Origin of the sequence: Bombella dulcis, assembly GCF_026385505.1 — a bacterium.
Lineage (GTDB): Bacteria > Pseudomonadota > Alphaproteobacteria > Acetobacterales > Acetobacteraceae > Bombella > Bombella dulcis.
On sequence record NZ_JANIDV010000003.1, the window covers coordinates 205882 to 232023 of the forward strand.

General features: G+C 61.6%; 21 protein-coding genes. 7 read left to right on the forward strand and 14 right to left on the reverse strand.

The features are described 5' to 3' along the window. Window positions 1-57 precede the first annotated feature (57 nt). From NQF87_RS06125 to NQF87_RS06190, 14 genes are all read right to left on the reverse strand, one after another. A complete protein-coding gene (locus tag NQF87_RS06125) occupies window positions 58-606 on the reverse strand; it encodes a cytochrome b (protein WP_266127528.1) in 549 nt (182 codons plus the stop codon). Between the two features lie 3 nt (window positions 607-609). Next, window positions 610-1704: a catalase gene (locus NQF87_RS06130; protein WP_266127529.1), complete on the reverse strand. Its 1095-nt coding sequence runs from the start codon at window positions 1702-1704 to the stop codon at window positions 610-612. A 149-nt stretch (window positions 1705-1853) separates the two neighbouring features. Continuing rightward, window positions 1854-3488 carry an efflux transporter outer membrane subunit gene (locus NQF87_RS06135; RefSeq protein ID WP_266127606.1) on the reverse strand — a complete coding sequence of 545 codons (1635 nt, stop codon included), beginning with the start codon at window positions 3486-3488 and terminating at the stop codon, window positions 1854-1856. A gap of 32 nt (window positions 3489-3520) precedes the next feature. Next, entirely contained in the window at window positions 3521-4720 is a 1200-nt protein-coding gene (locus NQF87_RS06140) for an efflux RND transporter periplasmic adaptor subunit (protein ID WP_266127530.1), read from the reverse strand. Then, window positions 4720-7989: an efflux RND transporter permease subunit gene (locus NQF87_RS06145; RefSeq protein WP_266127531.1), complete on the reverse strand. Its 3270-nt coding sequence runs from the start codon at window positions 7987-7989 to the stop codon at window positions 4720-4722. Before NQF87_RS06145 ends, NQF87_RS06140 begins: the two co-directional genes overlap by 1 nt. A gap of 274 nt (window positions 7990-8263) precedes the next feature. Then, on the reverse strand, window positions 8264-9640 hold the full coding sequence (locus NQF87_RS06150; RefSeq protein ID WP_266127532.1) for a c-type cytochrome: 1377 nt from the start codon (window positions 9638-9640) through the stop codon (window positions 8264-8266). After that, window positions 9637-11430, reverse strand: coding sequence for a GMC family oxidoreductase (locus NQF87_RS06155; protein ID WP_266127533.1), 1794 nt, complete (start codon window positions 11428-11430; stop codon window positions 9637-9639). Before NQF87_RS06155 ends, NQF87_RS06150 begins: the two co-directional genes overlap by 4 nt. Window positions 11431-11436: 6 nt before the next feature. Beyond that, entirely contained in the window at window positions 11437-12216 is a 780-nt protein-coding gene (locus NQF87_RS06160) for a gluconate 2-dehydrogenase subunit 3 family protein (RefSeq protein ID WP_266127534.1), read from the reverse strand. A 143-nt stretch (window positions 12217-12359) separates the two neighbouring features. Further along, complete coding sequence (locus tag NQF87_RS06165) at window positions 12360-13214, reverse strand: hypothetical protein (protein ID WP_266127535.1); 855 nt, start codon at window positions 13212-13214, stop codon at window positions 12360-12362. After that, window positions 13201-14280: a hypothetical protein gene (locus tag NQF87_RS06170; RefSeq protein WP_266127536.1), complete on the reverse strand. Its 1080-nt coding sequence runs from the start codon at window positions 14278-14280 to the stop codon at window positions 13201-13203. The genes NQF87_RS06165 and NQF87_RS06170 overlap by 14 nt, the downstream gene beginning before the upstream one ends. Then, entirely contained in the window at window positions 14277-15245 is a 969-nt protein-coding gene (gene hslO, locus NQF87_RS06175; protein ID WP_266127537.1) for an Hsp33 family molecular chaperone HslO, read from the reverse strand. Before hslO ends, NQF87_RS06170 begins: the two co-directional genes overlap by 4 nt. Before the next feature lie 77 nt (window positions 15246-15322). Next, the gene (gene argF, locus NQF87_RS06180) at window positions 15323-16291 is read right to left on the reverse strand and encodes an ornithine carbamoyltransferase (protein ID WP_266127538.1); all 969 of its coding nucleotides are present in this window, start codon (window positions 16289-16291) and stop codon (window positions 15323-15325) included. Between the two features lie 12 nt (window positions 16292-16303). Beyond that, window positions 16304-17479, reverse strand: coding sequence for an aspartate aminotransferase family protein (locus NQF87_RS06185; protein ID WP_266127607.1), 1176 nt, complete (start codon window positions 17477-17479; stop codon window positions 16304-16306). A gap of 204 nt (window positions 17480-17683) precedes the next feature. Further along, window positions 17684-19330, reverse strand: coding sequence for a D-aminopeptidase (locus tag NQF87_RS06190; RefSeq protein ID WP_266127539.1), 1647 nt, complete (start codon window positions 19328-19330; stop codon window positions 17684-17686). 92 nt (window positions 19331-19422) lie between these two features. On the opposite strand from NQF87_RS06190, the gene NQF87_RS06195 reads away from it, so the two are divergent. From NQF87_RS06195 to NQF87_RS06225, 7 genes are all read left to right on the forward strand, one after another. Further along, window positions 19423-20028: a regulatory protein RecX gene (locus NQF87_RS06195; protein WP_266127540.1), complete on the forward strand. Its 606-nt coding sequence runs from the start codon at window positions 19423-19425 to the stop codon at window positions 20026-20028. Between the two features lie 103 nt (window positions 20029-20131). Next, window positions 20132-20602, forward strand: a complete 471-nt coding sequence (locus NQF87_RS06200; protein WP_407652019.1) for a CHAP domain-containing protein — start codon at window positions 20132-20134, stop codon at window positions 20600-20602. 104 nt (window positions 20603-20706) lie between these two features. Further along, complete coding sequence (locus NQF87_RS06205; RefSeq protein ID WP_323670717.1) at window positions 20707-20994, forward strand: twin-arginine translocase TatA/TatE family subunit; 288 nt, start codon at window positions 20707-20709, stop codon at window positions 20992-20994. Between the two features lie 45 nt (window positions 20995-21039). After that, on the forward strand, window positions 21040-21972 hold the full coding sequence (locus NQF87_RS06210) for a bifunctional riboflavin kinase/FAD synthetase (protein ID WP_266127541.1): 933 nt from the start codon (window positions 21040-21042) through the stop codon (window positions 21970-21972). Window positions 21973-22046: 74 nt separating this feature from the next. After that, window positions 22047-25016, forward strand: coding sequence for an isoleucine--tRNA ligase (gene ileS / locus NQF87_RS06215; protein WP_266127542.1), 2970 nt, complete (start codon window positions 22047-22049; stop codon window positions 25014-25016). Further along, window positions 25013-25516 carry a signal peptidase II gene (gene lspA, locus NQF87_RS06220; RefSeq protein ID WP_266127543.1) on the forward strand — a complete coding sequence of 168 codons (504 nt, stop codon included), beginning with the start codon at window positions 25013-25015 and terminating at the stop codon, window positions 25514-25516. The genes ileS and lspA overlap by 4 nt, the downstream gene beginning before the upstream one ends. A gap of 79 nt (window positions 25517-25595) precedes the next feature. Continuing rightward, on the forward strand, window positions 25596-26132 hold the full coding sequence (locus NQF87_RS06225; RefSeq protein WP_266127544.1) for a DUF3035 domain-containing protein: 537 nt from the start codon (window positions 25596-25598) through the stop codon (window positions 26130-26132). The last annotated feature ends 10 nt before the right edge of the window (window positions 26133-26142 follow it).

A 26142-nucleotide genomic window follows, 5' to 3' on the forward strand; every position in this document is an offset into this window, starting at 1 on the left:
AATACAGAAAAGGCGGCCTTCTTATGGGCCGCCTTTTCTGTATTAGATGTCTGGTTCTTACCGCCCCAGCATGGACCCCATGACACCATCACGCCGGATGACACCGTGCAGTAGGGCGGCTCCGATATGGGCGATGATGAGCAGGATCAGCCCATAGGCCAGCAGGCTGTGCAGGCAGCGCAGCGCACCCCAGAGATGGGGATGAAACCCCATGAGCGGCGGAATGTGGCATCCACCCCACAGGGTGATCGGGTACCCGCCAGCCGAGAGCATGGCCCAGCCTACCAGCGGCAGGGCGATCATGAAGCCATAGAGCAGGATATGGGACAGGTGCGCTGCCAGCTTCATGGGGGCAGGCAGATCATCGGGCAGGGTCGGTGTGCGGTTGGTGAAGCGGTTGATAAGCCGGACAATCACCAGCAGCAGGATGAGAAAGCCCACCGTGCGGTGCAGCGTGAACAGCCCTGCATAATGAATGGTGGAATCATGCGCCATGACCAGCCCGACAAACAGCATGACGATGATGAGAGCTGCCATCACCCAGTGAAGCAGGATGGACAGGCGGGGAAAAGGCGCGGCATGGCCCGTGTTCTGTGAGAAAGACATGGCTTACTGGCCCTTTCCGTCCGGGGTGAGAGTGGGATTGGTCACGTCGCCGGGTGTGACCATGCTGGGTGCCTTATGCTCGGCAGAGCGTGTCGCATAGGAGCGCATATAGACCGATGAGCGCAGGGCCAGCAGCGGGTCATCCGAAACGCTGATGCCATCAGGCAGAATGGTGGGATCAAACACCATGGGGCCACAGGGGCTTTCATCTTCGCTATAGGCTTTTGTGAAGGTCACGGTACCGACTGTCACCTTCTGGTCAGCCGCATCCCATGGCTGACTGGGATCGTTGACAGGGTCTCCATCACGGGCAATCGTGGCAACGATGTCCCAGCTGAGAGGCCGCTGGTCCAGCGTCTGGACCAGACGTTTGAAGAGATAGTTTCCGTCATTGGCACCGCTGCCTTCTGCCGGGGCAAAAGGTTCCTTGGCCACGACGGACCAGCGGACAGCTGTTTTCTTCCCGGTGCTGTCGGTCAGGATGAAACTGTCGAGGCTGTTATAGCTGTCATTGGTCAGATCAGATGTCTGCTTATGGGCTTTGGCCTGTTCAAAGGCCGTTTTCAGCCAAGGGCGCTGGACCGCATAGGTCTGGACAGCCACAGGGTCAGGTTTGTGCGTGGCAGGGTCCAGCTTGGCTGCACCGAAGAATGCATAGGCATCGGCAATGTCCCGCATGGACTGGAGCGGAACATCGACCAGAGCCATCCGCCAGTCATCTCCCTTTGGAGACAGTATCTGGAGGGCCAGGCTGCGGGCCACGGCCGGGTTGTCCGGCAGGTAGGGCAGCGGTGGTGCCAGTGAGAAACGCCCCATGACAGGTAAATGCTCTCCTTTGAAGATGCCGGAGCGTGAAAGGGCCTGTCCCTTTGGAGAGGGGTCGAACCAGCCTGTGACACACATGCCTTTTGCATGGGCACGGCGGAAGCCATCACCCAGAGCACCAGCATTGTGGAAGCGTTGCATGAAATGGGAAGGAGATATGGAGGGCGGCCTGAAGACGCCGGCCGTCCAGGCCATCAGGCCACCAAGACAGAGTGGCGGCAGAACGACCGCCGCCCAGCGGGCCGGACTGCCCTTGCGGGGGGAATGCGCCATTGGAGGATCTCCTCAACAGGTGATAGAATTTGTCCTCAGGCCGTATCAGATGTCATCCATTGCGCAAAGTGAAAGTAACGGAATGGAAAGAGAATGAACGCACCCACCCACCCTGTCTGGTGTGACAGGGTGGGGTTACACGGTTTCCTTCAGGGCATGGCCCCGATGGGCAGTGGCTTGAGATGGGCATTGGTGCCACGGCCCACGGCATCCGGGGCATCATGGGTCAGGTCCTCATGGGCCTCGGGATGTTCGGAGGCATTGACGTCACCAACCTGTTTGGGATGGTGCAGCCCTTCATACTGGAAGGCTCCGACAGACAGGGTCTCTGCCATGGTGGGCAGGTTCCTGGAATCCCATCCACCGCCCAGGCTGCGGATCAGGGAAACGTCAGCCTGATAGAGCCTTGTGGCCACCTCCACCTGCGTGATGCGGCTGTGGAGCGTGTTTTCTTGACTGAAAATGGCATCCAGATAGGTGCCCACACCGCCCTGATAGAGCGTCATGGTCATGTTCTGGGTTTCCAGATTGGCATTGACGGCCTTCTCCAGAGCCTGATTTTCCAGATTCAGGCGGTTGGTGCGGGAGAGGCCATCTTCCACTTCCCGGAAAGCGGAGAGAACGGTCGTGCGGTACTGGTCCCGTGTTTCCCGGTAAGCCGACCATGACCGCTGGAGTTCCGCCCGGTGCACGCCGCCATCAAAGAGCGGAATGTTCATGCGGGCACCATAGGTCCAGAGTGAATTGGCCAGATTGGCCAGCTTGAAGCCATTGGCTTCGAACCCGGCATCCGCATTGAGGGAGAAATGCGGATAGAAAGCGGCACGGGCGATCCCGATGGCCCGGTTGGCCTGGGCCATTTCACGCTCCGCACTGGCAATGTCCGGCCGCCGCTGGAGCAGGCCGGAGGGTACACCCGTGGGGATGGAGGGCTGGTGGAAGTCCAGTGCCTTGACCGGGTCGATATGGAAGCTGGAAGGTGCACTGTTGGTCAGCACGGCAATGGCGTGCTCCGTCACCTCACGGGCGGCCTGGATGTCATACAGGGCAGCCTGCGTGGTGTAGAGCTGGGCCTCGGCACGAGCGAGGTCCAGCCGTGGAGCGGCCTTGTATTGCAGCTGGGTGCGGGTGACGTCCAGTGCCCGCTTATAATAGGCGATGGACTGCTGGTAGATGGCGACCTGTGCATCATAGCCACGCAGCTGGATGTAATCGGTGGCCAGTTCCGCTTCCAGGCTCAGCCGGGCCATGGCGAAGCGGGCGGCTTCCTGCTGGGCAGCCTGCCGGTTCATGCGGACACGGTTGCGGATGGCAGACCAGATGTCCGGCTCCCATGAGGCCAGACCGGCATATTCTTCCTGCGTCTGGGTCAGCGTGGCCCCGTTACGGAAGAGCCTGTCAGCCGACTGCTTGTTGTCCGACCCGCCAGCATCAAGGCTGAGATGGGGGAGCAGGTCCGCCCGGGCCTTGGCTACGAGAGAGCGGGCCTGAAGGAAGCGTTCCGCCGCTGCCTGGAGGTCGCCATTCTCGGCAATGGCCCGGTCTTCCAGCTCGTTCAGCAGCGGGTCACGGAAGAGTGTCCACCAGTCGCTGGGGAGGGTCATGTCCGCCGGTCTGGCGACGGCGAAGGGAGCCTGCCCTTCCCAGCTGTCCGGCACGACAAAATGGGGCGGTTCGTAGCGGGGAGCGAGGTCGCAGGCCCCAAGGCTCGTGAGGGCCAGCAGGCCGCTCCCGAGGGCTGCCTGGCGGGCCAGACGGCCCAGCCTGTGACGGGTCTTCTTCATGGGGGAGAAACGTTCAGAGATCACGGTGGTCATCAGTCATCATCTCCGGATTCTTCCCAGCCGCTCTGGTTATAGCCCCGGGCGGGCGTCACGATATGGACGGGGTCGCCTTCCAGCAGGTCGGCAGGCGGGTTGTTGATGATGCGGTCATCAGCCGTGATGCCTGCCTGAACTTCAGTGGAGCTGTCCGCCATCTTGCCGACACGGATATTCTTGAAGTGGACGGTATTCTTCTGGTCCACGGTGGCGACCTGCATCCCTTTTTCCTGGAAGACGAGAGACCCCGTGGGAATCTTCAGCAGGTGGGAGGCGTTGTTGTTGGCCTTCAGTGAGACGGAGGCGAAGGTGCCCGGCCAGAGGGCATGGTCAGAATTCTCGACGGTGAATTCGGAAACGGCCGTGCGGGTATTGGGGTCATAGCCGAGGGAGGCTGTCAGGAATTTGGCCGTGAAGATGCGGTCCGGATACTGGGGAACGTGGATTTCTGCCGTCAGGCCGTCCGTCAGCATGTAGGAGAAGATTTCCGGGACGGAGATGAACAGGCGCAGGCGGTGCGTGTCGGCCACGGTGAAAAGTTCGGAAGCCCCGCCAGCGGCGTTGAGCTGGCCGCCCCCGCTGTTGACGTAATCACCCACATTGATGGAACGGGCCGTCACGACGCCATCGAACGGAGCCACGATCTGCTTGAACTTTTCCAGTGCGGCGAAGTGGTCCACGTTGCGCTGGGCCGCTTCCATCTTGGCATAGGCGGCCTGCTCGTCTGCCGTGGCAACGGAGACGGACTGACCGGATACGGCCTGGGAGTGGCCCATGGCCCGCCAGCGGCTGGCGGTCACCGAGGCCAGATTGTACTTGGCCTTCTGGGCGTCCAGGTCAGCCAGAGCCTGGGCGTACTGGGCATCCAGTGCCGGAGCGTTGATCTCGGCCAGCACGTCACCCTGATGAACGATGGCACCGTAATCCTTGTACCACATTTTCACATAGCCGGAGACCTGCGCATAGATCGGGGCCTGATACCAGGCATCAATCGTGCCGGGGAGGGTCAGGCTCACCCTGCTGTCTGCCTTGTGGGGAAGGATGATGGCCACGTTGGGGACGGCACTTTCCTCGGCCACGTCGTGCAGATGGGCATTGTGGGCGATGCGGCCGAACAGAAGCACGATGATGTACAGGCCAAGCACCAGGGCGATCAGGCCGAGCAGTAATTTATGTTTACGGGACATGCTGGCCATCAGACGGTCTCCTTATGACGCGCAGTACGGTTGTGAATGATTGCATAGACACAGGGAACAAAGAGCAGCGTGGAAAGCGTGGCGACAATTAGCCCGCCAATCACGGCCCGGCCCAGTGGGGCATTGGTGGAGTTGGAGGTGGCCATGGGGATCATGCCGACCACCATGGCAAGGGCGGTCATCAGCACGGGGCGGATACGCTCCCGTCCGGCTTCTGTTGCGGCCCGGAGAGCATCGCCATGCAGCTCGATCCGCTCTCTGGCGAAGGACACCACAAGGATGGAGTTCGCCGTGGCCGTCCCCATGCACATGATAGCTCCCGTTAGGGCCGGGACGGACAGGCGTGTCCCGGTCAGGAACAGGGCCCAGGCGATCCCTGCCAGCGCACCGGGCAGAGCCGTGATGATGATGAACGGGTCCATCCAGGACTGGAAGTTGACGACGATCAGCAGATAGATCAGCACGACGGAAACCATCAGCCCGATGATGAGCTGGCTGTAGGCCCCATACATGGTCACGGCTGCCCCGTGAATCTCCGTTGCGGCCGTTTTGGGCAGCAGGGATTTCGTATCGTTGATGACCTTCTTGACGTCCGTCAGGACAGCCCCCAGGTCCCGGCCTTCGGTGGAGACATAGATGTCCACCTCCGGCATGGAGTTGAAGTGGGACACTTCACCCGGCGTTCCGGTCGGTACGACGGTGCTGATGCTGCCCAGAAGCTGGTCTCCTGACCCGGTCGGGTTGCCGTCGCCCTTGTCCACCGGGATGGTCAGCAGGTCGCTCAGATGTGTCAGCTGGTCCTGTGAGACGTAGGTGTTCAGCGGGAAAGTGACGTCATTGCTGGGGTCGAGCCAGAACTGGGGATCAACCGTGCTGGAGCCGGAAAGCGTCATCAGCTGGTTGTTGGCTAGGTCCGCTTCGGTCAGGCCGGTGGCCTGGCTGAAGGTCCGGTTGCCACGGATCATCAGGGTCGGTGTCTTCATCGTCTGCTGGATGACGACATCGGCCGCACCCGGAATATGACGCAGGCGAGCTATGATCTTGCGGGCATAATCATAATTGTCTGCAATGTCCGGCCCGTTGATCTGGATGTCGATGGGTGCGGGGGAGCCGAAATTGAGAATCTTGGCTGTCAGGTCCGCCGGCTGGAAGGTGAAGACCGTCCCGGGGAAGCGGGCGGACAGGTCCTTTCGCAGCAGGGCACGGTAATCCCAGACGGGGGAGGCTTCATCCTTCAGGGCCACGGTCAGGTCGCAGTCCTGTGTGCCGATGGTCGGGGTGGGGATGAAGGCCTGGTTATGTGCCCCTTCCGGCAGGCCGCAGTTGCTGACGATCTCTTCGACCTGACCCGGCAGATCATGCTCGATGCGGTCGGAGACCAGGGCGGCAATGCGTCCGGCAACTTCAATACGGGTTCCCAGCGGGGCACGCATGTGCATCTGGAGTGCATTGGACTTCGTCTCCGGGAAGAAGTCCCGTCCCGCCGTGAAATACAGTCCCAGTGACAGGACCGAGAGGCCGAGGAAGATGCCGACGAATATTTTGCGCTGTTCCACACAGCGGACCAGCAGGGCGTAGTAGCTGTCCCGGAAGCTGTTGAATTTCTCTTCAAACCCCTGCTGGAAGCGGATGAAGAAGCCCATGATGCCCGTGCGTGACGGCAGCGGGGTGGAACGGTTGCTGCTGTCCGTTCCGTCCCCCCGGTTGACGGGATGACCGGCTGCTACGGCGGCGGCATTGGCATCTGCCGTATGCTGTGCCCTGTCGGGTATGTCGTGACCGTGGGTGTGATCGGCCAGCAGATATTTCGCCATGGTCGGGACAAGGGTCCGGGACAGGACGAAAGAGGCGATCATGGCAAAGATGATGGCTTCTGCCATCGGGCGGAAGAGGTAGCCTGCCACGCCATCCAGTTCGAAGAGAGGTAGCCACACGATGCAGATGCAGGAGGTGGAGACGAAAGTCGCCGTCACGATCTGGTTAGCGGCGTCAATGATGGCAGGTTCGAGTTCCTTGCCCATTTCGAGGTGGGTGTCGATGTTCTCGATCATCACCGTGGCGTCATCCACGAGGATACCGACGGCCAGAGCCAGCCCACCCAGTGTCATGACATTGATGGACTCACCTGCCCAGCCCAGCCCGATGACTGAACAGAGAATGGCCAGCGGGATGGAGGTGGCAATGATGATGGTGGACCGCCACGATCCGAGGAAGAGCAGCACCACGATCCCGGTCAGGAAGGCGGCGGTGACCATCTCCCGCACCACGTCCTTGATGGCGTCCTTCACGAAGATGGAGGCATCGGTAAGGATGCTGACCTTCACGTCATCCGGCAGGACGGCACGCAGGCGGGGAAGGGCCTTCTTGACGCCATCCACCACGTCCAGCGTGGAGGCCTCACCACTCTTCATGACGACGACTTCAACACCCTGACGGCCCTTCACCAGCACGAGGTTGGTCTGCGGGTGTCCGCCCCGGTACACATCCGCCACGTCATGGACATAGATCATCGCATTGCCGACCCGCTTGACCGGAATGTTGCCAATGGCCTTCATGCTCTTGGGGGTGGCATTGGTCTGCACCATCCAGTCCACGGCGTCGATCTTCTGGTCACCGGCAGGCAGGACGATGTTCTGGTCATGCATGGCATTCTGCACGTCCATGGCGGAGAGGTGATGCGCCCGGAGCTGGTCCTGATTCAGCGTGACCATCACGAAACTGTCCATCCCGCCATAAGGATGTGGCACCACGGCACCTTCCACGGTGACCAGAAGCGGGCGGACCCGGATCATGGCCAGCTTGTAGAGGTCGGACGGTGTCTGCTTGTCGGATGTGATCTGGAGGGAAATGACAGGAACGGACGAGGCATCCAGCCGCATGATCATCGGGGCGGGGATGTTCACCGGCAGCTGCTTGATGACCGTCTGGGAAATGGCGGTCACTTCCGCTTCTGCCTCGCCAATCTCCGAACCGGGCTGGAAGAAGATCGTCACGATCCCGCGCCCGTAATAGGAGTTGGATTCCATGTGCTCGATGCCCTCCACAGTGGAGGTCACCATCAGCTCATAGTTGTAAATGATACGGCCCGCGAACTCTTCTGGCAGCATCCCGCCATAGGTCCAGACAGCGGAGACCACCGGGATCTTGATATTTGGAAAGACGTCAGTCGGTGTTTTGAAGACTGACATCACCCCGAACATCACGATCAGGATGGACAGTACCACAAAGGTCAGAGGCCGCTTTAATGCGGTGATGACAATGGCATTCATGGGTGAGACTGTTCCAGTTATTCCAGAGGCAGAAGGAAGTCGGGACAACTTAGGCAAAAATGGCGGAAAGGCGTATTAAATACTGTTTTATTCTGATTCATGACGGCCCTGTAAGGAAGGCCATTATTGCCTGAAGATCAGGGAAAAAGGTCCCTCTTCATGGAGGATGCTCTCTGGGGATGCCGTTTCCGGTGCAAGGAATGTTACAGGAATGTCACGAGTTCCTGTGGGGGCGGAAGCACGTCCGTGGTGAATTCGCCCCTTTTTGCCTGGTTCAGTTCTTGGGGAGCTGGGCCGGGGTTTCCAGTTGTGGCAGGTGCTGGCGGACACGCCGGACGGCTCCTTCCTTCACGCCTTTGCTGTTGTTCCCCCAGCTCTGTCGGATGAAGCTGACGAGATCGGCAATTTCTTTGTCGGAGAGCGTGTCCGCAAAGCTGGGCATGGTGAAGGCAGAGGCGGAGGTGCGCAGGGCGTGCGTGCTGTCCCCTGCCAGAATGATGTGGATGAGTGACGTGGCATCATCCGTCATGACGACCGGATTGCCCGCCAGTGGCGGGAAGACCGTGCCATAGCCGGCTCCGTCCGTGCGGTGGCAGGCTGCACAGCGGTCAATGTAGGTCTGCGCTCCCGGCCGGGAGACATCAGCACGGCGCAGCTCCTCGGTCGTCGTGGGGTCATAGACCCACGGTTTTTCCTTCCGGGCGGGGGCAAGTTGCATCAGGTATCTGGCGATGGCGTGGAGGTCGTCATCCTTGAAGGCATGGGCACTATGGACGATGACAGGCGTCATGCCGCCAAAGCTGGCCCCTGTCCGTGCCCGCCCGGTGCGGAGGAAGGCCACGATGTCCTGCTCGCTCCAGCGGCCCAGTCCCGTCCGGTTTTCCTGCCGGATGGAAGGAACGACCCACTGTTCCACCACGCCGCCGCCGGAGAGGAAGAGTGGCCCGTCCTTGGCGGTCTGGGCCTTCTCGTTGAGGGCGATGCTGCGGGGGCTGTGACAGGCCCCGCAATGGCCCGGCCCTTCCACCAGATAGGCCCCACGGGCGAGGACAGGGTCGGAAAACTGGTTGTTGGTGCGGAGCTGGGCTGCCTGGATGGAGGGTGAGAACAGCCACCGCCAGATATGCAGGGGCCAGCGCATGGAAAGCGGCCAGATGATCCCATTGGCAGGCGGATCAACCGGCTGTGGCGTGACGCCCCGCTGGAAGAAGACATAGAGGGCGTGAATGTCCGCCTTGCTCAGCCGTGCGTAGGAAGGATAGGGCATGGCCGGATAGAGCGCACTGCCATCCTTGCGGATACCAAGCTGGACGGCACGGGCAAATTCGGCCTCGGAATAGCGGCCGATGCCGTGAACGGGGTCTGGTGAAATGTTGGTGGAATAGATGGTGCCGATGGGCAGCTTGAAGGGCATGCCCCCGCTATAGGCGGGGCGTCCGGGCTGGGTATGGCAGGCGGCGCAGTCGCCCAGAACGGCCTGATAGTGGCCTTCTTCGATCAGTCCGGCAGGCAGGGGGTCTTCTTCTGCCTGTGCGGGACGTGCGGACAGGCTGGCATTCATGAGGCCGAGCAGGCCCAGCCCTGCCATCATCAGGCAGCGGCGGAAGGGCCTGCGTTTCGTGCCGGTGGAACGGGAGAGGAGGGGGGTCATGCGCTTACCATCGGGCCGGGATTGCGGAGATAGGTCCGGCGGATGTGGTGGGCGGACCAGTAGGCCAGTGCGGCAACCAGTCCTGTCGGGTTGTAGCCCATTCCCTGCGGGAAGGCACTGGAACCGATGACGAACAGGTTCGGCACATCCCAGCTCTGGAGGTAGCGGTTCAGGGCACTGGTTTTCGGGTTCTCCCCCATGATGACACCGCCATTGAGGTGGGTTGTCTGATAGACACGGCTGTCGAAAGACTGCCCCGGCTGGAGGCTGTTCAGGCTGGTCCGTGTGGCTCCCATGGCCTGGGCAATCTCACCAATGTGGCTGACGACATGCTGGTTCATGCGGATGTCGTTGTCCTTCCATGTGAAGGTCATCCGCAGCATGGGCTGGCCGTAAGCGTTGGTCCATGTCGGGTCGAGGTCAAGATAGACGTCCCGATAGGCCATGTTGCTGCCGTGGGCATCAATGGCGAATGAGTGCCTGTACTGGTCGATCATGGCCGATTTGTAGGTGCTGCCCCAGCGTGGTGCCTCTTTGCCTCCGCTGCTCTGTGCCGCTGCAATGGGTTTGAGTCCGGACTGGTTGACCCAGATGGGTGAGCCGCCGATGAAGCCCGCCTTGCCACGGTCAAAACTGGGCTGGTTGAAGTCATCAATGGCGACACCGGCCCCGCCCGCACCGACGAACTGGTTGGTGAAGCGGTCTTCCGGCAGCCAGATGCGGGAGGAGGTGATCGTCTGATAGGTGAAGTTGCGGCCTATCGTTCCAGTCCGGGTAACGGGGTTGTAGGGCGTGCCGATGCCGGAGACCAGCATGAGATGGACATTATGGAGCTGGAAGGCACTGAGGATGACGAGATCAGCTTCCAGTGTCTTTTCGGACCGGGTCTTGAGGTCGACATACCGCACGCCGGTGGCTTTCTTGCGGGTGTCATCCAGCATGATCTCCAGGACCTGTGCCTCGGTGATGAGGGTGAACCGTCTGTCCCGCCGCAGGGCGGGCAGGATGTTCACGTTGGGAGAGGCCTTGGAGTAGAGATAGCAGGCATAGCCGCTGCAATAGCCGCAGAAATTGCACGGCCCCATCTGGCAGCCATAAGGGTTCGTGTAGGGCTGGGACGCATTGGCGGCGGGCATGCTGAAGGGATGGTATCCCGTGTCCGTGGTGGCAGCCCGGAACACGCTGGCCGAGAAGGTGTCGGCCATGGGCGGCAGGGGGAAATGGTCGGACCGGTCCGGTGCGAAGATGTTGCCTTTCCCGGTTTTCTGCCCCCGTACGGAGGAGGCTTCTCCGGACGTGCCGAAGACCTTTTCGGCCTTGTCGAAGAAGGGTTCCAGTTCTTCGTAGCTGACACCGTAATCCTGAAGATGCATGTCCTCGGGGATGAAGTTCTCCCCATACCGTTCAGCGGTGACGCTGCGCAGGCGGAGATCATCCTCCGTGGCCCGGAAGTGGCAGCCCGACCAGTGCAGGCCCGCGCCACCCACCCCTTCTCCCGGCAGGAAGGCCGCCAGCTGGCGGTAGGGCAGGGCTGTCTGGTCCGGGCGGTTGCGGATGGTCAGGGAGGTGCGGGACAGCTTCTGGAAGAGGCGTTTGCGTGCGACGCCCCGCAGTTCGTCGATCGAAGCGGGGTAGGTGCCTTCCACGGCCGTGCTGTGGTCGTGTCCCCGTTCCAGCATGGTGACGTTCAGGCCGGCCTCAGTCAGTTCCTTGGCCATGATGCTGCCAGCCCAGCCACCACCGATGATCAGTACATCCGGTCTGGCGGGGCGAGATGTGTCGTCAGTCATGAAAGGTCAGCTCTCCTCATCATTCTGGAAAGCAGGGCTGTACGGGTCAGGCCTGGGAGGCATTCCGATCGGCCCGAAGGGATAGGGCGCACCGTCCTGATTGATCCAGTCCATGAAATCTGCCCGCGCTCCTGGAAAGCCCATCATTTTCCAGCCTTCCATGCCGTGATTGCCCCCATAGGCGGGGTCGGAGAAGGCCCCTTCCAGTGTATTGGTCCGCAGCTGTTCGAAGAAGGTGGCACCGGGAATGTCGTTGAAGCGGAGCCTGTTGCTTTCCATGTCACGAAGAACGGCGTCCTGCTGCTCCGGGGGGAGGACGGCGAAGAGGGCATCATGCACCATGAGGCAGTGGGTGTTGATGGGCGTGATGGCCCCCCGATACAGGTCCCGTGGGCTGTAAGGAAGCTGGTAGCCGAGTTCGGGCGGTCCTTCCTGAAAAGGGGGCTTCATGTACCAGAGGTCGCCGAAGCCATAAGGCGTGTTCATCTGCCTGTCGATGAAACGGGGAACGCCGAGTGCCTGTGCTCCCGGCCCGTTTTCATCCTGCGGGAAGATGCGCTCGCAGGCATGGCAGAGGAAAAGATATTCTTCCTGATTGAAGAAGGTGGGTCTGTACTGGGCCGGATCGCTGGCATCGGGCGTCTTCTGCGGCCTGCTGTCGGGTTCAGCCTGCGCCGCATGGCTGAGCAGGGGGATGCTGGAGAGTGACGCCGCTCCTCCCATGAAGCCACGACGGGACAGCGGGGCCGACATACCGTGAGAAGGGGGAGGAGAAGATGATGTCATCGCACGGTGCGGCCCGGTCCTGAATATGAAGAAAATGCCCGAAAGGATGCCAGAATGCGGGAAATGACAGCAGAAAACAAGTTAATCTGCTGTCATTCCACCTTTCCGGTTTCTTTATTTTTGATGAAGGTGTTTCTTCTTTATTACTGCGGCAGGCTGAGAAAACCCGGCGGCGGGGAGTGGATACGGGAGGCAGGGGCTGTCTGGCCCATGCCTGTATCAGTCTGGTTCTGCCAGTTACTTGTCGCCGTGCCAGCTGTTCCTGCGGCATTATTCACGGAGCGGTTTGCCGTTGCCGTGGAGCCGGTCAGCACGGCACCGGCCGCTGGCTGTGCGCTGGCTGCACCCGGCGCGGGCAGGTCTGAACCATTCAGGTCCTGGCTCTGGATGGTGGCATTGAGCGGGGTGCCGGTGGCGTCTGTCAGCCATGAGGACAGATGACTGCGGACCTGATATTCCAGCTCGACATTCATGTCGTCCATCAGCTGCGTGTTAAGCGTATGGAGGTTATGCTCCAGACCAAGCTTGCCGGGGGCATCAATCGTGCGCTGGACATGGGCGGTGACGAAGCCATGATGGTTATGCGCCACGTCATCGACATGGAGCTGGACCGTATAGCTCCCGCTGAGGGCGTGGTGGGGAGCCTTGGTCATCTCGATCTTCGTGATGGCGAGGTTGGCCGTACCGGAGGGCCCCGTGGCGTGCAGACGCTGATGGCCCATCAGGGCCAGCGTGTCGGCGGGGTTGGTCGGGCTTCTGTAGGAGAGATCATCACTGTCCAGCCGTGCCTGGTTGCTCACGTCAACCTGGCTGACATTCAGGTTGAGCGGGGGCAGGTAGCTGTAATCCGGCGCAGGAAAGTTTTCCTCGCTGGGATTGCTGGAGGCACAGCCCGCCAGCAGGGTCAGCCCACAGAATAGCAGCCCCAGAACGGAGACAGAGGGACGCAGCTTCAGGCGGCTGACCGGATGGGGCCTTCTGGCACTATGGTTCGTCATGGTTTTCATGTCCGGCGTCTGTTTTCTCTTCGTGATTCGGCGGAGGGGATTTCTTCCAGCGTTCCCTGTCCGGCAGGCCGGCCGCCTGACCGGCTCCGAAGAAGGAAGACCGCACCCAGATTTCAGATGAAAATGGAAAAGATGTGCGGGTTTGTCCAGTCTCTTCGTGTTTTTCGATGGACGGGAGGGTAACCGGGGCCATTTCCTCCCACAGGGCGGAGGCCCGCCCCACGCCGTAATCTTCCAGCCGGAAGGGATGGGCATGTTTCAGCTCTTCCACACAGTGGGGATTACTGATGAACCAGGACAGCAGAAAGACAGGCACCAGCGGGACAAAAGGCCCGTCTCCCAGAAGAAGCTGGTCTCCGGGGTAATAGACAACAGGTGTCTGGTCTTTGGGAGGTGTCGTCTGCCCCGTGGAGCTGTACCAGAGCAGGTAGAATGTCTGCCCCGCTTCTTCATCACTGAAGCGGCAGGCCACGCCCTTTTCTGTCGGCATGGTCAGTTCGGTCCGCAATATCCGCCCGCTGAAGGGGGAGCTGGTCAGGGTATGGGGGCCGGAGGGACGGGTGTCGAGCAGGCTTCTGAGGCGTCTGGGCGGGAGGGACGTGTCAGGCTGTATGTCGTCTTCCTGCATCAGGGATGAGGGGGAGAGCAGATGCAGGCTGCTGCTGGTGGTTGCCTGAAACCAGAGTCCCAGAAGCTGGAGCTGGGCGATGGATGGCAGGCTGGTCAGGGAGATGAGAGCCTCATGCAGGGCATCGCTGTCTTCCGGCAATGGTGATTCGCCACTCAGCAGGGCGGCACTGAGCTGCTGGAGGGCAGGGCCTATGGCGGACAGAACCTCTCCGTTCCACTCGCTGTCCAGCGCAAGGGCGTGACAGGCCAGAATTTCATCATCGGGCGTGAGCCACCAGCAGGCTTCCTGCCCCGTTTTTTCATGCTGGAGTGTCAGGACATCCAGTCCGGCGGGGCCACGATAGCGTGCGACGGCCAGCCAGCCAGGATAAAGCCGTTTCAGCGGGTGCCCGTCCCTGCGAAGAGAGGCTGGAAGTCCGGTCTTCATGATGTTTCAGTGCTGCTGTCGAGCAGGTTGTCACGATTGAATGTGAAGGCCGTATTGCAGAAATGGCATTTCATGGAGATCACGCCATCCTGGGCCATGTGGTCGAGGTCATCCTTGCCGAAACGTTCCAGCACGCTCCGCAGACGTGTCCTGTTGCACCGGCAGCCGAAGGAGAGCGGCCGTGTCGGGGCCAGCTCCACATTCAGCGTCCCGAACAGGCGGCTGATGAGTGTGGCCGGGGGAATGGTCGGGTCGAACAGTTCATCAGCCGTGAGGGTCTGGCCAAAGGTGCAGGCCGTTTCCCACAGGTCCTGGATGGTGGCATCGGCATGTTTCTGGTCATCGTTCCCGGCAAGGGGCGTGCTGTCCGGCAGGCGTTCCAGAACCAGGGCACCGGCCTGCCAGCCTGCCTCCGTATGGCGGGAAAAGAGGTGGATGGCACAGTCATGCTGTTCACTGGTCTGGAAATAATGGACCGCCATTTCAGCCAGGTCCTTGCCTTCCAGCCCAACGATGCCCTGATAAAGCTCCGTGTTCGGCCCCTGATCCACGGTGAAGGCCATGTAGCCTTTCCCCAGAAGGCCGGGTGCATCCTCCGGCAGAGGCGTGGCGTGGTCCTCCGCCATGCGGGCGGTGAAGCGCAGTTCGCCCGCATCGGTACAGTCTGCCAGAAAGAGGGAAACGGGACCGTCCCCTTTGACCTGAAGGGAGAAGGACCCCTTGAACTTGAGGGCCGTTGACATGGCCGCCACAAGGGCAAGGGCCTGCCCGCCAAGCAGGCGGACCTGTTCAGGCAGCTCTGCATGGCGGGAGAGGATGGCACCCGCCAGCGGGCCGAGCGTGATCAGCCGCCCACGGACGGGAACATGGCCCAGATGGAAGGGCGTGATGGCATGGGCGACCGTGAGGTCGGACACATCATGCGGACGGACGGCGGGGGTGGTGGTCTCTGTCGCCGGGGTCATAATCCTCTCTTTCCGGCCTGCTTGTCCTTCATCCTGACGGCTCCCGGCCGGAGGCCGGATGAAGGACAGGCGAGGGCCTAGCCCTGATAGTCTGAAAGGTCGTCCTTTTCCATGCACCAGAGCAGCAGACCCTTCTGGGCGTGCAGGCGGTTTTCTGCTTCATCGAACACGACAGAGGCCGGGCTTTCAAACACGGCCTTGCTGACTTCTTCCCCTATATGGGCAGGCAGGCAGTGCATGAACAGGGCTTCCGGCGAGGCGAGGGCCATGAGGGCTTTATCGACATGGTAGGGACGGAAAATCCTGAGGCGGTTTTCCGCATCCTTGTCCCCCATGCTGACCCATGTGTCCGTGATGACGGCATCAGCCCCTTCTGCGGCTTCCCTGGGGTCATGTGTCAGCCGGATGTCGCCCCCATTGTCCCGTGCCCATTTCACGGCGGTTTCGGAAGGCGTGAACTCGCCTTCCGGTGTGGCCAGGTGCAGGGAGAAGCCCAGACGGGCGGCCGCTTCGATCATGGAGGTGGCAACATTGTTGCCATCGCCGATCCAGGCGAGTTTCCGACCCGTGATCGGGCCACGATGTTCCTCAAAGGTGAGGATGTCGGCCAGAATCTGCACGGGATGGGAGACCGGCGTCAGCCCGTTGATGACGGGGACGCTGCTCCAGCGGGCCAGTTCCCGCAGGTTGGCATCCGTACCCGTGCGCAGGGTGATGACGTCCAGAAAACGGGACAGGACACGGGCCGTGTCGGCAATGGATTCACCACGGCCCAGCTGCATCTCGGAGGGCGACAGGACATTGACGGTTCCGCCAAGCTGTTTCATGCCGATTTCAAAGGAGACACGGGTGCGTGTGGAGGGGCGGGACATCATCAGCCCCAGCGCACGGCCAGCCAGAGGCAGGCCGGGGCAGAGCGGGTGCCTGCGGCCCTGCTGGAGAGCCTTGATCCGTGCGGCGAGCGTGAGGATGTGCCGCAGTGTCTCGGTGGAGTGATCCTTGATGTCAAGGAAGTGACGGGGCGATGAGGCTTTGCGGGTGCTCATGCACGGGTCTCCTTACTTGATGTCGAGGGCGTGAGCGGCATGCCCGATGCGGGTGCAGGCTTCCTGACAGTCAGCCTCGGTTGCGATGAGAGAGGGAACCAGACGCAGCACGTTGTCGCCTGCGCCTATGGCCAGCAGGCCTTCTTCCATGACGGCTGCCAGAACGTCACCGGCAGGAATGCGGCAGCGCAGCCCCCGCATCAGCCCGACACCACGGGCTTCCTCGAAGATGTTGGGATGGTCCGTCACGCATTTCTGGAGCATGATCCCGAAGGCCTCGCCCGTTTTGCGGACATGATCCAGAAAGCCCGGGGCCAGAATTTCGTTCACCACGGCAAATCCGGCGGCACAGGCCAGCGGGTTGCCGCCATAGGTCGTGCCGTGCGTGCCGGGGGTGAGGTGCTGTGCCAGAGCCTCCCGTGCCAGAACGGCCCCAAGGGGGAAGCCGCCTCCGATGCCCTTGGCGGAAGAGACGACATCCGGCGTGATGCCCGCCTGCTCGAAGGCGAAGAGCGTGCCAGTACGGCCCATGCCGCTCTGCACTTCATCAATGCCCAGATACAGGCCCTTCTCGTCACACAGGGCACGGAGCGCACGGAGGAAGGCATGGTCTGCTGTCCGGATGCCGCTTTCGCCTTGTACGGGTTCCAGCAGGATACCGGCTGTCTGGTCCGTCACGGCAGCCTGAACGGCCCTGATGTCATTGAAGGGAACGTGGTCGAACCCGTCCACCGGTGTTCCGAACCCTTCCAGATAGGCCGGGTTGCCGGTGGCGGAGATGGTGGCCAGTGTCCGGCCATGAAAGGCGTTGTTGAAGCAGATGATCCGTGTGCGTTCGGGATGGCCGTTTTTGTACTGTGCCCGCCGGATCAGCTTGATGAGGCCTTCATTGGCCTCTGCTCCGGAATTGCAGAAAAGGACGGAATCCGCAAAGCTGTTCGCCACCAGCAGATCTGCCAGAGCTTTGGCCTGCGGCACCTGATAGAGGTTCGAGACGTGGATGAGTTTCCCTGCCTGGCGGGTGATGGCCTCCACAAGGGCAGGATGGCTGTGACCGAGGGAGGATACGGCAATGCCTGCTCCGAAATCCAGATAACGTCGCCCGTTCGTGCCGGTAAGCCAGAGGCCTTCGCCATGCTCGAAGGCGAGGTCGAAGCGTTTGTAGTTCGGCATGATGGAGGCGATCATTGTGGACGCATTTCCCGGTCTGAAGACTGACGACACGCAGCCCGCGTTCCCTGCTACATGGCCTGTTCCGTGCCCCCAACAGAAAACGCCCCTGTCCGTATCACCAGATCAGGGGAGACTGCACTGCCATACTGCGTGCAGAAAAAAGAATCGTCAAATCCTGTTTTGCCGGCATGGCGTATGGCATGACGGGAAAAGCGACCCTTACAGGCGGTGATAGACAAGGTTCCGTGCCAGCCAGCAGCTGATGCGTACCTGATGGATGCGCCCGTTGCGCCGCTGGAAGTGCAGTGTCCAGTCGCCCGGCGGCGTATGGTCGAGGGCACGGGGGCAGGGGAAGGTCCACAGGTCTGGCCCCAGATGGGTCAGCCGCTCCATCCGTCCGGTCCCCAGAAGGCCGGAGAAGCCCCCATGAAGCAGCCCGCCCTGGCGGGTGATGGTGAAGCGGGAACCGTCCAGCTCTTCGCAGCCATAGTCTCCCGCCAGCTCTGCCGGATCAGTCTGGGGCGTGTCGGGATAGGGGCGGAGAAGCACATGACGGTTTTCTCCCGGCCGTCCCATGATGAGATGGGGGCCGGAGGCTCCCTGTGCGTGGCCCTGCATGTGTTCGCCCTGGATATAACGGACACGGACATTTCCGGCCTCGGCAAGCTGGGGCGTGATGATGTCCAGCGTTTCCGGCAGCATGAGGTAGCGGAGCTGGAGTTTCCCGGCTCCCGCAGCGGTGATGCGGGCGGAGAGGCCGGTTTCCTCATCCAGCCACAGCCCTTCCAGCGCATGAGGTGTCCGGTCGCTGGATGAGCTGGATGAAGTGGCCCTGACGGCCGGTTTTTCCTCTTCGCCCAGAAAGGCCCGGAACAGGCTGGCAGCGGCCTGCTGGGCGGGTGACATGTGATTGAAAAGGACGATGACCGAAAGGCGCAGGGCAGTACAGTGCAGCCGGTTGGACCGCCAGCCCCGCAGGGCACCGCCGTGGGCCGTGATGTCGTGTCCGGCGATCTTTCCATGCTGTAGTCCGAAGCCATAGGGGGCTTTGTGCCCGTTATCGAACTGCACGGGGCGGCTCAGGCGGTTATAGAGGCCATTGGGGTCATCACGCTGCTGGTCGATGAACTGTTCCCAGGCGATCATGTCATCCAGTGAGGCGGCCATTCCGGCATCGCCTGTCCAGTAGATGTGGTTGCGGGCGGGCCAGTATCCGCCCTCCTGCGTGCCTTCATAACCGGTCGTGCCATCGGGCAGGGCACTGGTTTCCGCGGCCAGGATGGCCCGTTTCATGCCGACCCTGTCGAAAATATGCTGCTGGAGTAGTTCGGCAAAGCTCAGCCCGCTTTCATCTTCCATTGCTTCGGAAATGAGACGGAAATTCTGGTTGACGTAGGAATAGGACGTGCCGGGGAGAAACTGGAGAGAGCGGGTCCCGGCAATGACATGGTCGGAATCTGCCGGGCTGAACATGCCTTCGATGGCGGCTCCGTGCAGCATGGCGACGGCCCAGTAATCCCGCAGGCCGGACTGATTATGGGCAAGCTGCGTGACGGTCGGCGGGTCGGACCGGAGATGGGGCAGGCGTTTCCTGACATGGGGGGCGAGGATTTCGGGGTCCTCATACCGGTCCAGCATGGTTGCACAGGTGAACTGCTTGGTAATGGAGCAGATGCGGAACAGGCTGGATGAGGTGAAAGGCAGTCTGCGTTCCAGGGACGCATAGCCCCAGCAGTGCCGTGCGATCACCCTGCCCTCGTGCAGGACGGCCACAGCTCCCCCCGGCCCCGGATAACGTTCGGCTATGGCCTGCATCTCTGTCTGTATGCGCTCGGTTCGGGGCAGGGCGGAGCGTTGTGCGTGCATGAAAACTCACTGGCGGGTAATGTGACGGAGGCCTGTCTTCCAGTGATGAAGATTTTGGACGGACGGAGCAAGACAGGTTATGGACTGATCGCATGGATGTTATCCCACCTTCACCAGATCATCAGACATTGAGAGAAGCGGCCCTGGCCCATCTGGCCCGGTTTGCCACGACCCGGCAGAATCTGAAGCAGATGCTGCAGCGGCGTGTCCGCCGCTGGGGTGTGCGGGCCGTCAGGGCGGGCATGTTCGCTGAAGATGCCGCCATGCATGAGGAAGCCTGCCAGCCCCTGATAGAGCAGATCGTGGACGAGATGGAACAGCTCGGGGCGGTGGATGATGCCGGTTTTTCCCGCTCCAGGGCGCGTAATCTGGCCCGTTCAGGGCGATCCCGTCGGGCGGTGCAGGCGCATCTTCAGGCGAAAGGTGTTGATGGTGAGACCGTCCGTCAGGCCGTGGATGAAAGTCTTGGGGAGGCGGGCGACGAGCGTGCCCGTCAGGCCGAGCTGGCGGCGGCACTCGTTCTGGCCCGCAAGAGGACTGTCGGCCCGTTTCACAGACCGGACAGGCCGGAGAAAGACCGCATGAAAGTGCTGGCCATCTTCGCCCGGAACGGTTTCTCGCAGGATGTTGCGACGAAGGCCCTTGAGATGGATAGGGAAGAAGCAGAAGACCTCATCATTGAGTTCCGGTCCCTGTGAGGGGGAAGCTGTCAGGGGCCAGATTCGGCCTCAATGGCCGGGTAGATGTCTGGCGTGAGACAAGAACAGGAATGAGGTAGACGTGGAAGGAAGCCGGTCCGTCATGGAGAGGCAGGAGAATCATGCCCGGTGGGGCGTGATGGCTGTCCTGCTGGCCTGCCTCACTCTCGGGGCGTGCAGTTCGGTCGGGTCCTATCATGGGCCGGTGCAGTGTGCGCCCTATGCCAGGCAGGTCAGTGGCATCAATCTGCGGGGGCGTGCGGCGAGCTGGTGGTGGGAGGCACGGGGCCATTACCAGCGCAGTCACAGGCCGCAGCCGGGGAGTGTACTGGTCTTCCGGGCCAGTTCCCGCATTCCGGACGGGCATGTGTCGGTCGTGAGGCGTATCCGCACGAAGCGGCGGATTGAGGTGGACCATGCCAACTGGGTGGGTGGCCGTATTGAACATGGCGTGCCGGTGGAGGATGTGTCCCCACGGGGTGACTGGTCATCAGTCCGTGTCTGGTGGGCACCGGTGGGCAGCATGGGCAGGCGGGCCTATGCAACCTATGGTTTTATCCTGCCCCCGCACTAGGGTGAGGCCGTGACATGGCAGGGCGCATGGCCTGAGGGGTTGCACAATCCGTCCGCCCCTGCCACATGAAGGATGCCTTAAACCTCATTGGGGAGAATGGTCCTATGGGTACCATGAGTCCGATTCACTGGATAATCCTTGCCGTTATTGTTCTGGTGCTGTTCGGTGGTGGCGGCAAGATCAGCAGCCTGATGGGGGATTTTGCCAAAGGGATCAAATCCTTCAAGAAGGGCATGGCTGAGGACGACAAGGATGGGGCCAGCCCGAAACCGGCTGACGAGCGTCTGTCTGCTCCACAGGCCCAGCAGACCACCAGCCAGCCGCAGGGAACGGCAGCGCATCAGCAGCCCGATGCCCGCATGGCTGATGATGAAAGCCACCGGTCTCACTGACCGGCGCGGAACGGTCCTGACCCATGATGACCTGATGATGCTGACATGACTTTCTGCACAGACTGGCGGGCCGTGCCCCGTGCCTGCTGGGGGGCGGCAGTCGCTCTGGGGAATTTTGACGGTGTGCATCGTGGCCATGTGCATCTGCTGCAGAGCCTGAGGATGGCCCGTCCCGGCTGCCGGCTGGGGGTGTTGACCTTCGAGCCGCATCCACGGTCTCTTTTCCGCCCGCAGGACCCGCCCTTCCGCCTCATGCGGCCGGAGGTGCGTGCCGCCGCCCTGAAGGAACAGGGCGTGAGCTGTCTTGTGCAGGCCGCCTTTGATGAGGCTTTTTCCCATCTGGGGGCAGAAGCCTTTGTCCGGGATGTGCTGATCGAGGGGCTTCATGTGGCCCATGTGGCCTGCGGAGCGGACTTTGCCTTCGGGCACAGGCGTGAGGGGGATGTCACGCTGCTGGAGCAGCTCCTGGTGGAGCATGGGGTCGGTGTCAGCATCGTTCCGCAGCTGGCGGATGTGGCTGGTCCTGTCTCATCCAGCCGGATACGCCGCCTCCTTCAGGAAGGCTATCCGGAGAAAGCGGCGGAACTTCTGGGGCGCAACTGGGCCATTACGGGGGAAGTCGTCAGGGGGGACCAGCGGGGCCGCCTTCTGGGGTTCCCGACAGCGAATATTGCGCTGGGGGACCATATGGAACCTGCCCGAGGGGTCTATGCCGTGCGGGTGAGGATGCCGGATGGCAGGCTCGTGCCCGGTGTGGCCAATATCGGCCGCCGCCCGACCATTAATGACGGGCGGGAGAGCCGGCTGGAGGCGCATCTGTTCGGTCTGGATGAGGACCTGTACGGCCAGACGCTCAGCGTGGAGCTGGTCGCCCTGCTGCGGGATGAAAAACGCTTCTCTTCCCTTGAAGAGCTGAAGGCCCATATCGCCGCCGATGCGGCACAGGCGAAGACGGTGCTCGGCAAGACAGGGGGTTGACCGGGCGGGCAGGCTCTCTCCATAAGTAGAGGTATTTTTCTTCCGATACTTTTGAGAGCTGGCGCATCTATTCCATGTCTGAGCCTGTAGAAAAGACCGACACCGTTTTCCGTGAGCAGCAGGAGCGTTACCGGGGGACGGTCTTCCTGCCCAAGACGTCTTTCCCCATGCGGGGGAACCTGCCGAAGCGGGAACCGGACATGCTGGCCCGCTGGGTGGAGATGGGGCTGGACAGCCAGATAGCGGACGCCGGACGCAGGGCGGACAGTGTCTTCACGCTGCATGATGGCCCGCCCTATGCCAACGGGCATATCCATATCGGTCATGCGCTCAACAAGGTGATGAAAGACGTCATCAACCGTGCCCAGCGCATGAACGGGGCGCAGGTGCGCTACATGCCGGGCTGGGACTGTCACGGCCTGCCGATTGAATGGAAAGTTGAAGAAGAATACCGCCGGAAGGGCAAGGACAAGGACGCCGTACCGGTTCTCCAGTTCCGTGCGGAATGTCGGGAATACGCCGCAAAATGGGTGGAGGCCCAGCGGGAAGATTTCAAGCGTCTGGGGATTCAGGCGGAGTGGGACAACCGCTATGTGACGATGGATTTCTCGTCCGAGGCACAGATTGCGGAGGAAATCGGCAAGTTCCTGCTCAATGGCCGTCTCTATCGGGGGCTGCGCCCCGTCATGTGGAGTCCGGTCGAGAAGACGGCACTGGCCGAGGCGGAAGTTGAATATCACGACATCATCTCGACGACCCTGTTCGTGGCCTTCCCCAATGTGAAGGACCCGACGGAAGGGCAGCTCCTTTCCGGTGCGTCAGCGGTGATCTGGACCACGACCCCGTGGACGATCCCCGTCAACCGTGCGCTCGCTGCCGGGCCGGACATCACCTACACTGTCATCCATGTTACGGGCGTGAATGAAGAGAGCCTCGTGCCCGTCGGGGCGAAGCTCATCATTGCTGAGGACCGTCTGGCAGACTTCCTGACCGGTGCTGGCATCAGCGGGCATGAGGTCCTGCATACCCTGCCCGGCAGTGCGCTGGAGGGGGCCGTGTTCGCCCATCCACTGCGGGGGAGTGGGTTCGATTATGACGTGCCGCTGCTGCTTGGTGATTTCGTCACGACCGATGCCGGTACGGGTCTGGTCCATATGGCCCCGGCTCATGGTCATGATGACTTCATGCTTTGCCGTGCCCACGGCGTGGAAGTGACGGAAGAAGTCTGTGACAACGGCACCTATGTCGAGTGGATGCCGGAACTGGGGGGCATTCATGTCTTCAAGGCGACGCAGCCTGTCTGTGACCTGCTGACACAGGTGCGGGAGCAGGCCCAGCAGGAGAAGGGTCCGGCCCGTGGGCTGATGGCCCGTGCAGAGATCATCCATTCCTATCCCCATTCATGGCGGTCCAAGAAGCCGGTGATTTTCCGGGCCACGCCGCAGTGGTTCATTGCCATGGAACCCCGTGAAGGGGATGAAGGCGGCCCCGGCCTGCGTGACCGTGCCCTGAAGGCTCTTGATGACATCAGTTTCGTTCCGGCCAGCTCCCGCCGTCGCCTGACGAGCATGATCGAGCAGCGGCCTGACTGGTGCATTTCCCGCCAGCGGTCATGGGGCGTGCCGATTGCCGTTTTCGTGGAGAAGCGTACCGGAGAGGTTCTGCGGGATGCGGACGTCATGGCCCGCATCGTGCAGAGCTTCCGGGAGCGTGGGGCTGATGCATGGTATGACACGGACCCTGCCGTCTATCTCGGTGAAGGCCGTAACCCGGAAGACTATGATCAGGTCTTCGATATTGTTGATGTCTGGTTCGAGAGCGGATGCAGCCATCGGTTCGTCCTGCATCAGGAGGGTGTGAACTATCCGGCGGACCTGTATCTGGAAGGGTCCGACCAGCATCGTGGCTGGTTCCAGTCCTCCCTGCTGGAGAGCGTGGGGGCGGAAGGCGTGGCCTCCTACAGGACGGTCGTGACGAATGGTTTCGTGCTGGACGGGCAGGGGCGCAAGATGTCTAAGTCTCTCGGCAACACCATCGTGCCTGATGACGTGACGAAGACGCTGGGTGCGGACGTGCTGCGCCTGTGGGTCCTGAACTCCGACACCAATGAAGACCTGCGGATCAGTCAGGAGATTCTCAAGCAGCAGGGTGAACTGTACCGCCGTGTGCGGAATACGCTGCGTTGGCTGCTCGGGGCACTGGATGGTTTCACGCAGGCGGAGGCCCTGCCTCTGGGCTGGGATGACGTGTCCGCTCCGGTGGATGTGGTGCTGGACAGGCTGGTGCCGGATGAAGCCGCCCGTGCCCTCCGTCACAGGGCAACGGTGAAGGCCCGCAAGGCACTGCCATTGCTGGAACAGTATATCCTGCATCGCCTGTACGAGCTGTATCAGCGTGTACAGGAGGCCGTGCGGACCCATCAGTGGAATGGCGTCTACCCGCTGCTGCATAATTTCTGCAATAACGAGCTGTCGGCCTTCTATTTCGACATCCGCAAGGATGTCCTCTACTGTGATCCGGCAGATTCCCACACACGCCGTGCCGCCCGCACCGTGCTGGATGTGCTGCACCGTGCCCTGACGACATGGCTGGCCCCGGCTCTTGTCTTCACGGCAGAGGAATCATGGCAGGCCCGGTTTGGTGAGGAAGGCAGCGTGCATCTGGAACGCTTCTTCGTGCCGGAAGAAGGCTGGCATGACCCTGAACTGGCGGAACGCTGGGAGAGCCTGCGCCAGACACGCCGCCGCGTCACCACGGCTCTGGAAGGGGCACGCCGTGAAGGGATGATCGGCTCTTCGCTGGAAGCCCAGGTCCATCTGCCCCTGACGACGGAGGAGCAGGTCGTGTCCGAAGGGATCGACTGGGCGGAACTCTGCCTTGCTTCCGAGGTTCATGTCCAGGATGGGCAGGCCGAGGATGAGGTGAAGGTCAGCCGTGCGGACGGGCAGAAATGTGCCCGCTGCTGGCGTGTCCTGCCGGATGTCGGTCAGAATGAGGATCACAGCCATCTCTGCCTGCGCTGCTTTGATGCGGTGAGTGCATGAGACTGAACGGAACGGAGCAGTCCCTGGCCCGCTGGCGGCTGATCGGGCTGGCAACGGCCCTGATCGTCCTGTTTGTGGATCAGATGAGCAAGGAATGGGTTCTCTACTGGCTGGACCTGCCATTACGGAGAACCATGCCCGTGGTGCCCTGCCTCAATTTCACGATGGTCTGGAATTATGCCGTGACGTTCGGGATGTTCGGGGGGCATGGGCGGTGGCTGTTCATTGTGATTTCCCTGCTGGCCGTGCTGGGGCTGCTGGTCGTTCTGGTCCGCTCCCGCCGCCGTCTGGTCAGTCTGTCCTGCGGGGGGATCATCGGCGGGGCCATCGGCAACGTGATTGACCGTCTCCGTTATGGGGCCGTGGTGGATTTCCTGCATTTCCATATCGGGGACTGGTCCTGGTACGTCTTCAATATTGCTGACTCTGCCATCGTCTGTGGTGTCGGGCTGTGGCTGCTGGACTCCTTTCTGGCAGAGCGTCGCAGCCGTCATGGTTAACGTGACAAGCGGCTTGCCCATTGCAGGCAGGCCCTATAGGATTGGTCATCTTCTTGTGAGTGCAGTGCGGGAACCTGTCATGCGGCTTTTTGCTCCTTCAGTTATGCGTTATTGGGTCCGGTTGGGTGTTCTGGCCGCGTTCGGGCTGTCGCTGGCTGGGTGCTCTGGCAGTGACGTGGCCCGTGGTTTCGGCCTTCAGCGCAGCCTGCCGGATGAATATACCGTAACGACCCGTGCGCCGCTCTCCATGCCGCCGTCAGAGAAGCTGGCCCTTCCGGGAGCTGCCAGTGCCAACCGCCCGGATGAAAGCCCCCGGATGCAGGCTCTGGAGACGCTGGACCCGGATGTGGCCCTGCACCCGGATGCAGGCACGGACAGTGCCGGTCAGGAAGCTCTGGTGCAGAGTGCCACATCGGCGGCCCATGCGCCGGATAATGCGGAACTTGGCGACGCTGATGCCGGTTTCGTGGACAGCCTGCTGTTCTGGCGTGGTGGCCGTGCCGGCAATGTCGTGGATGGTGAGGCGGAGAACCGCCGTATCCAGAAGGATGCAGCACTGGGACAGAATTTTACCGAGGGCGCAACGCCAACCCTGCGCAAGGGTGGCAGCAAGTAAAGGCCATTCC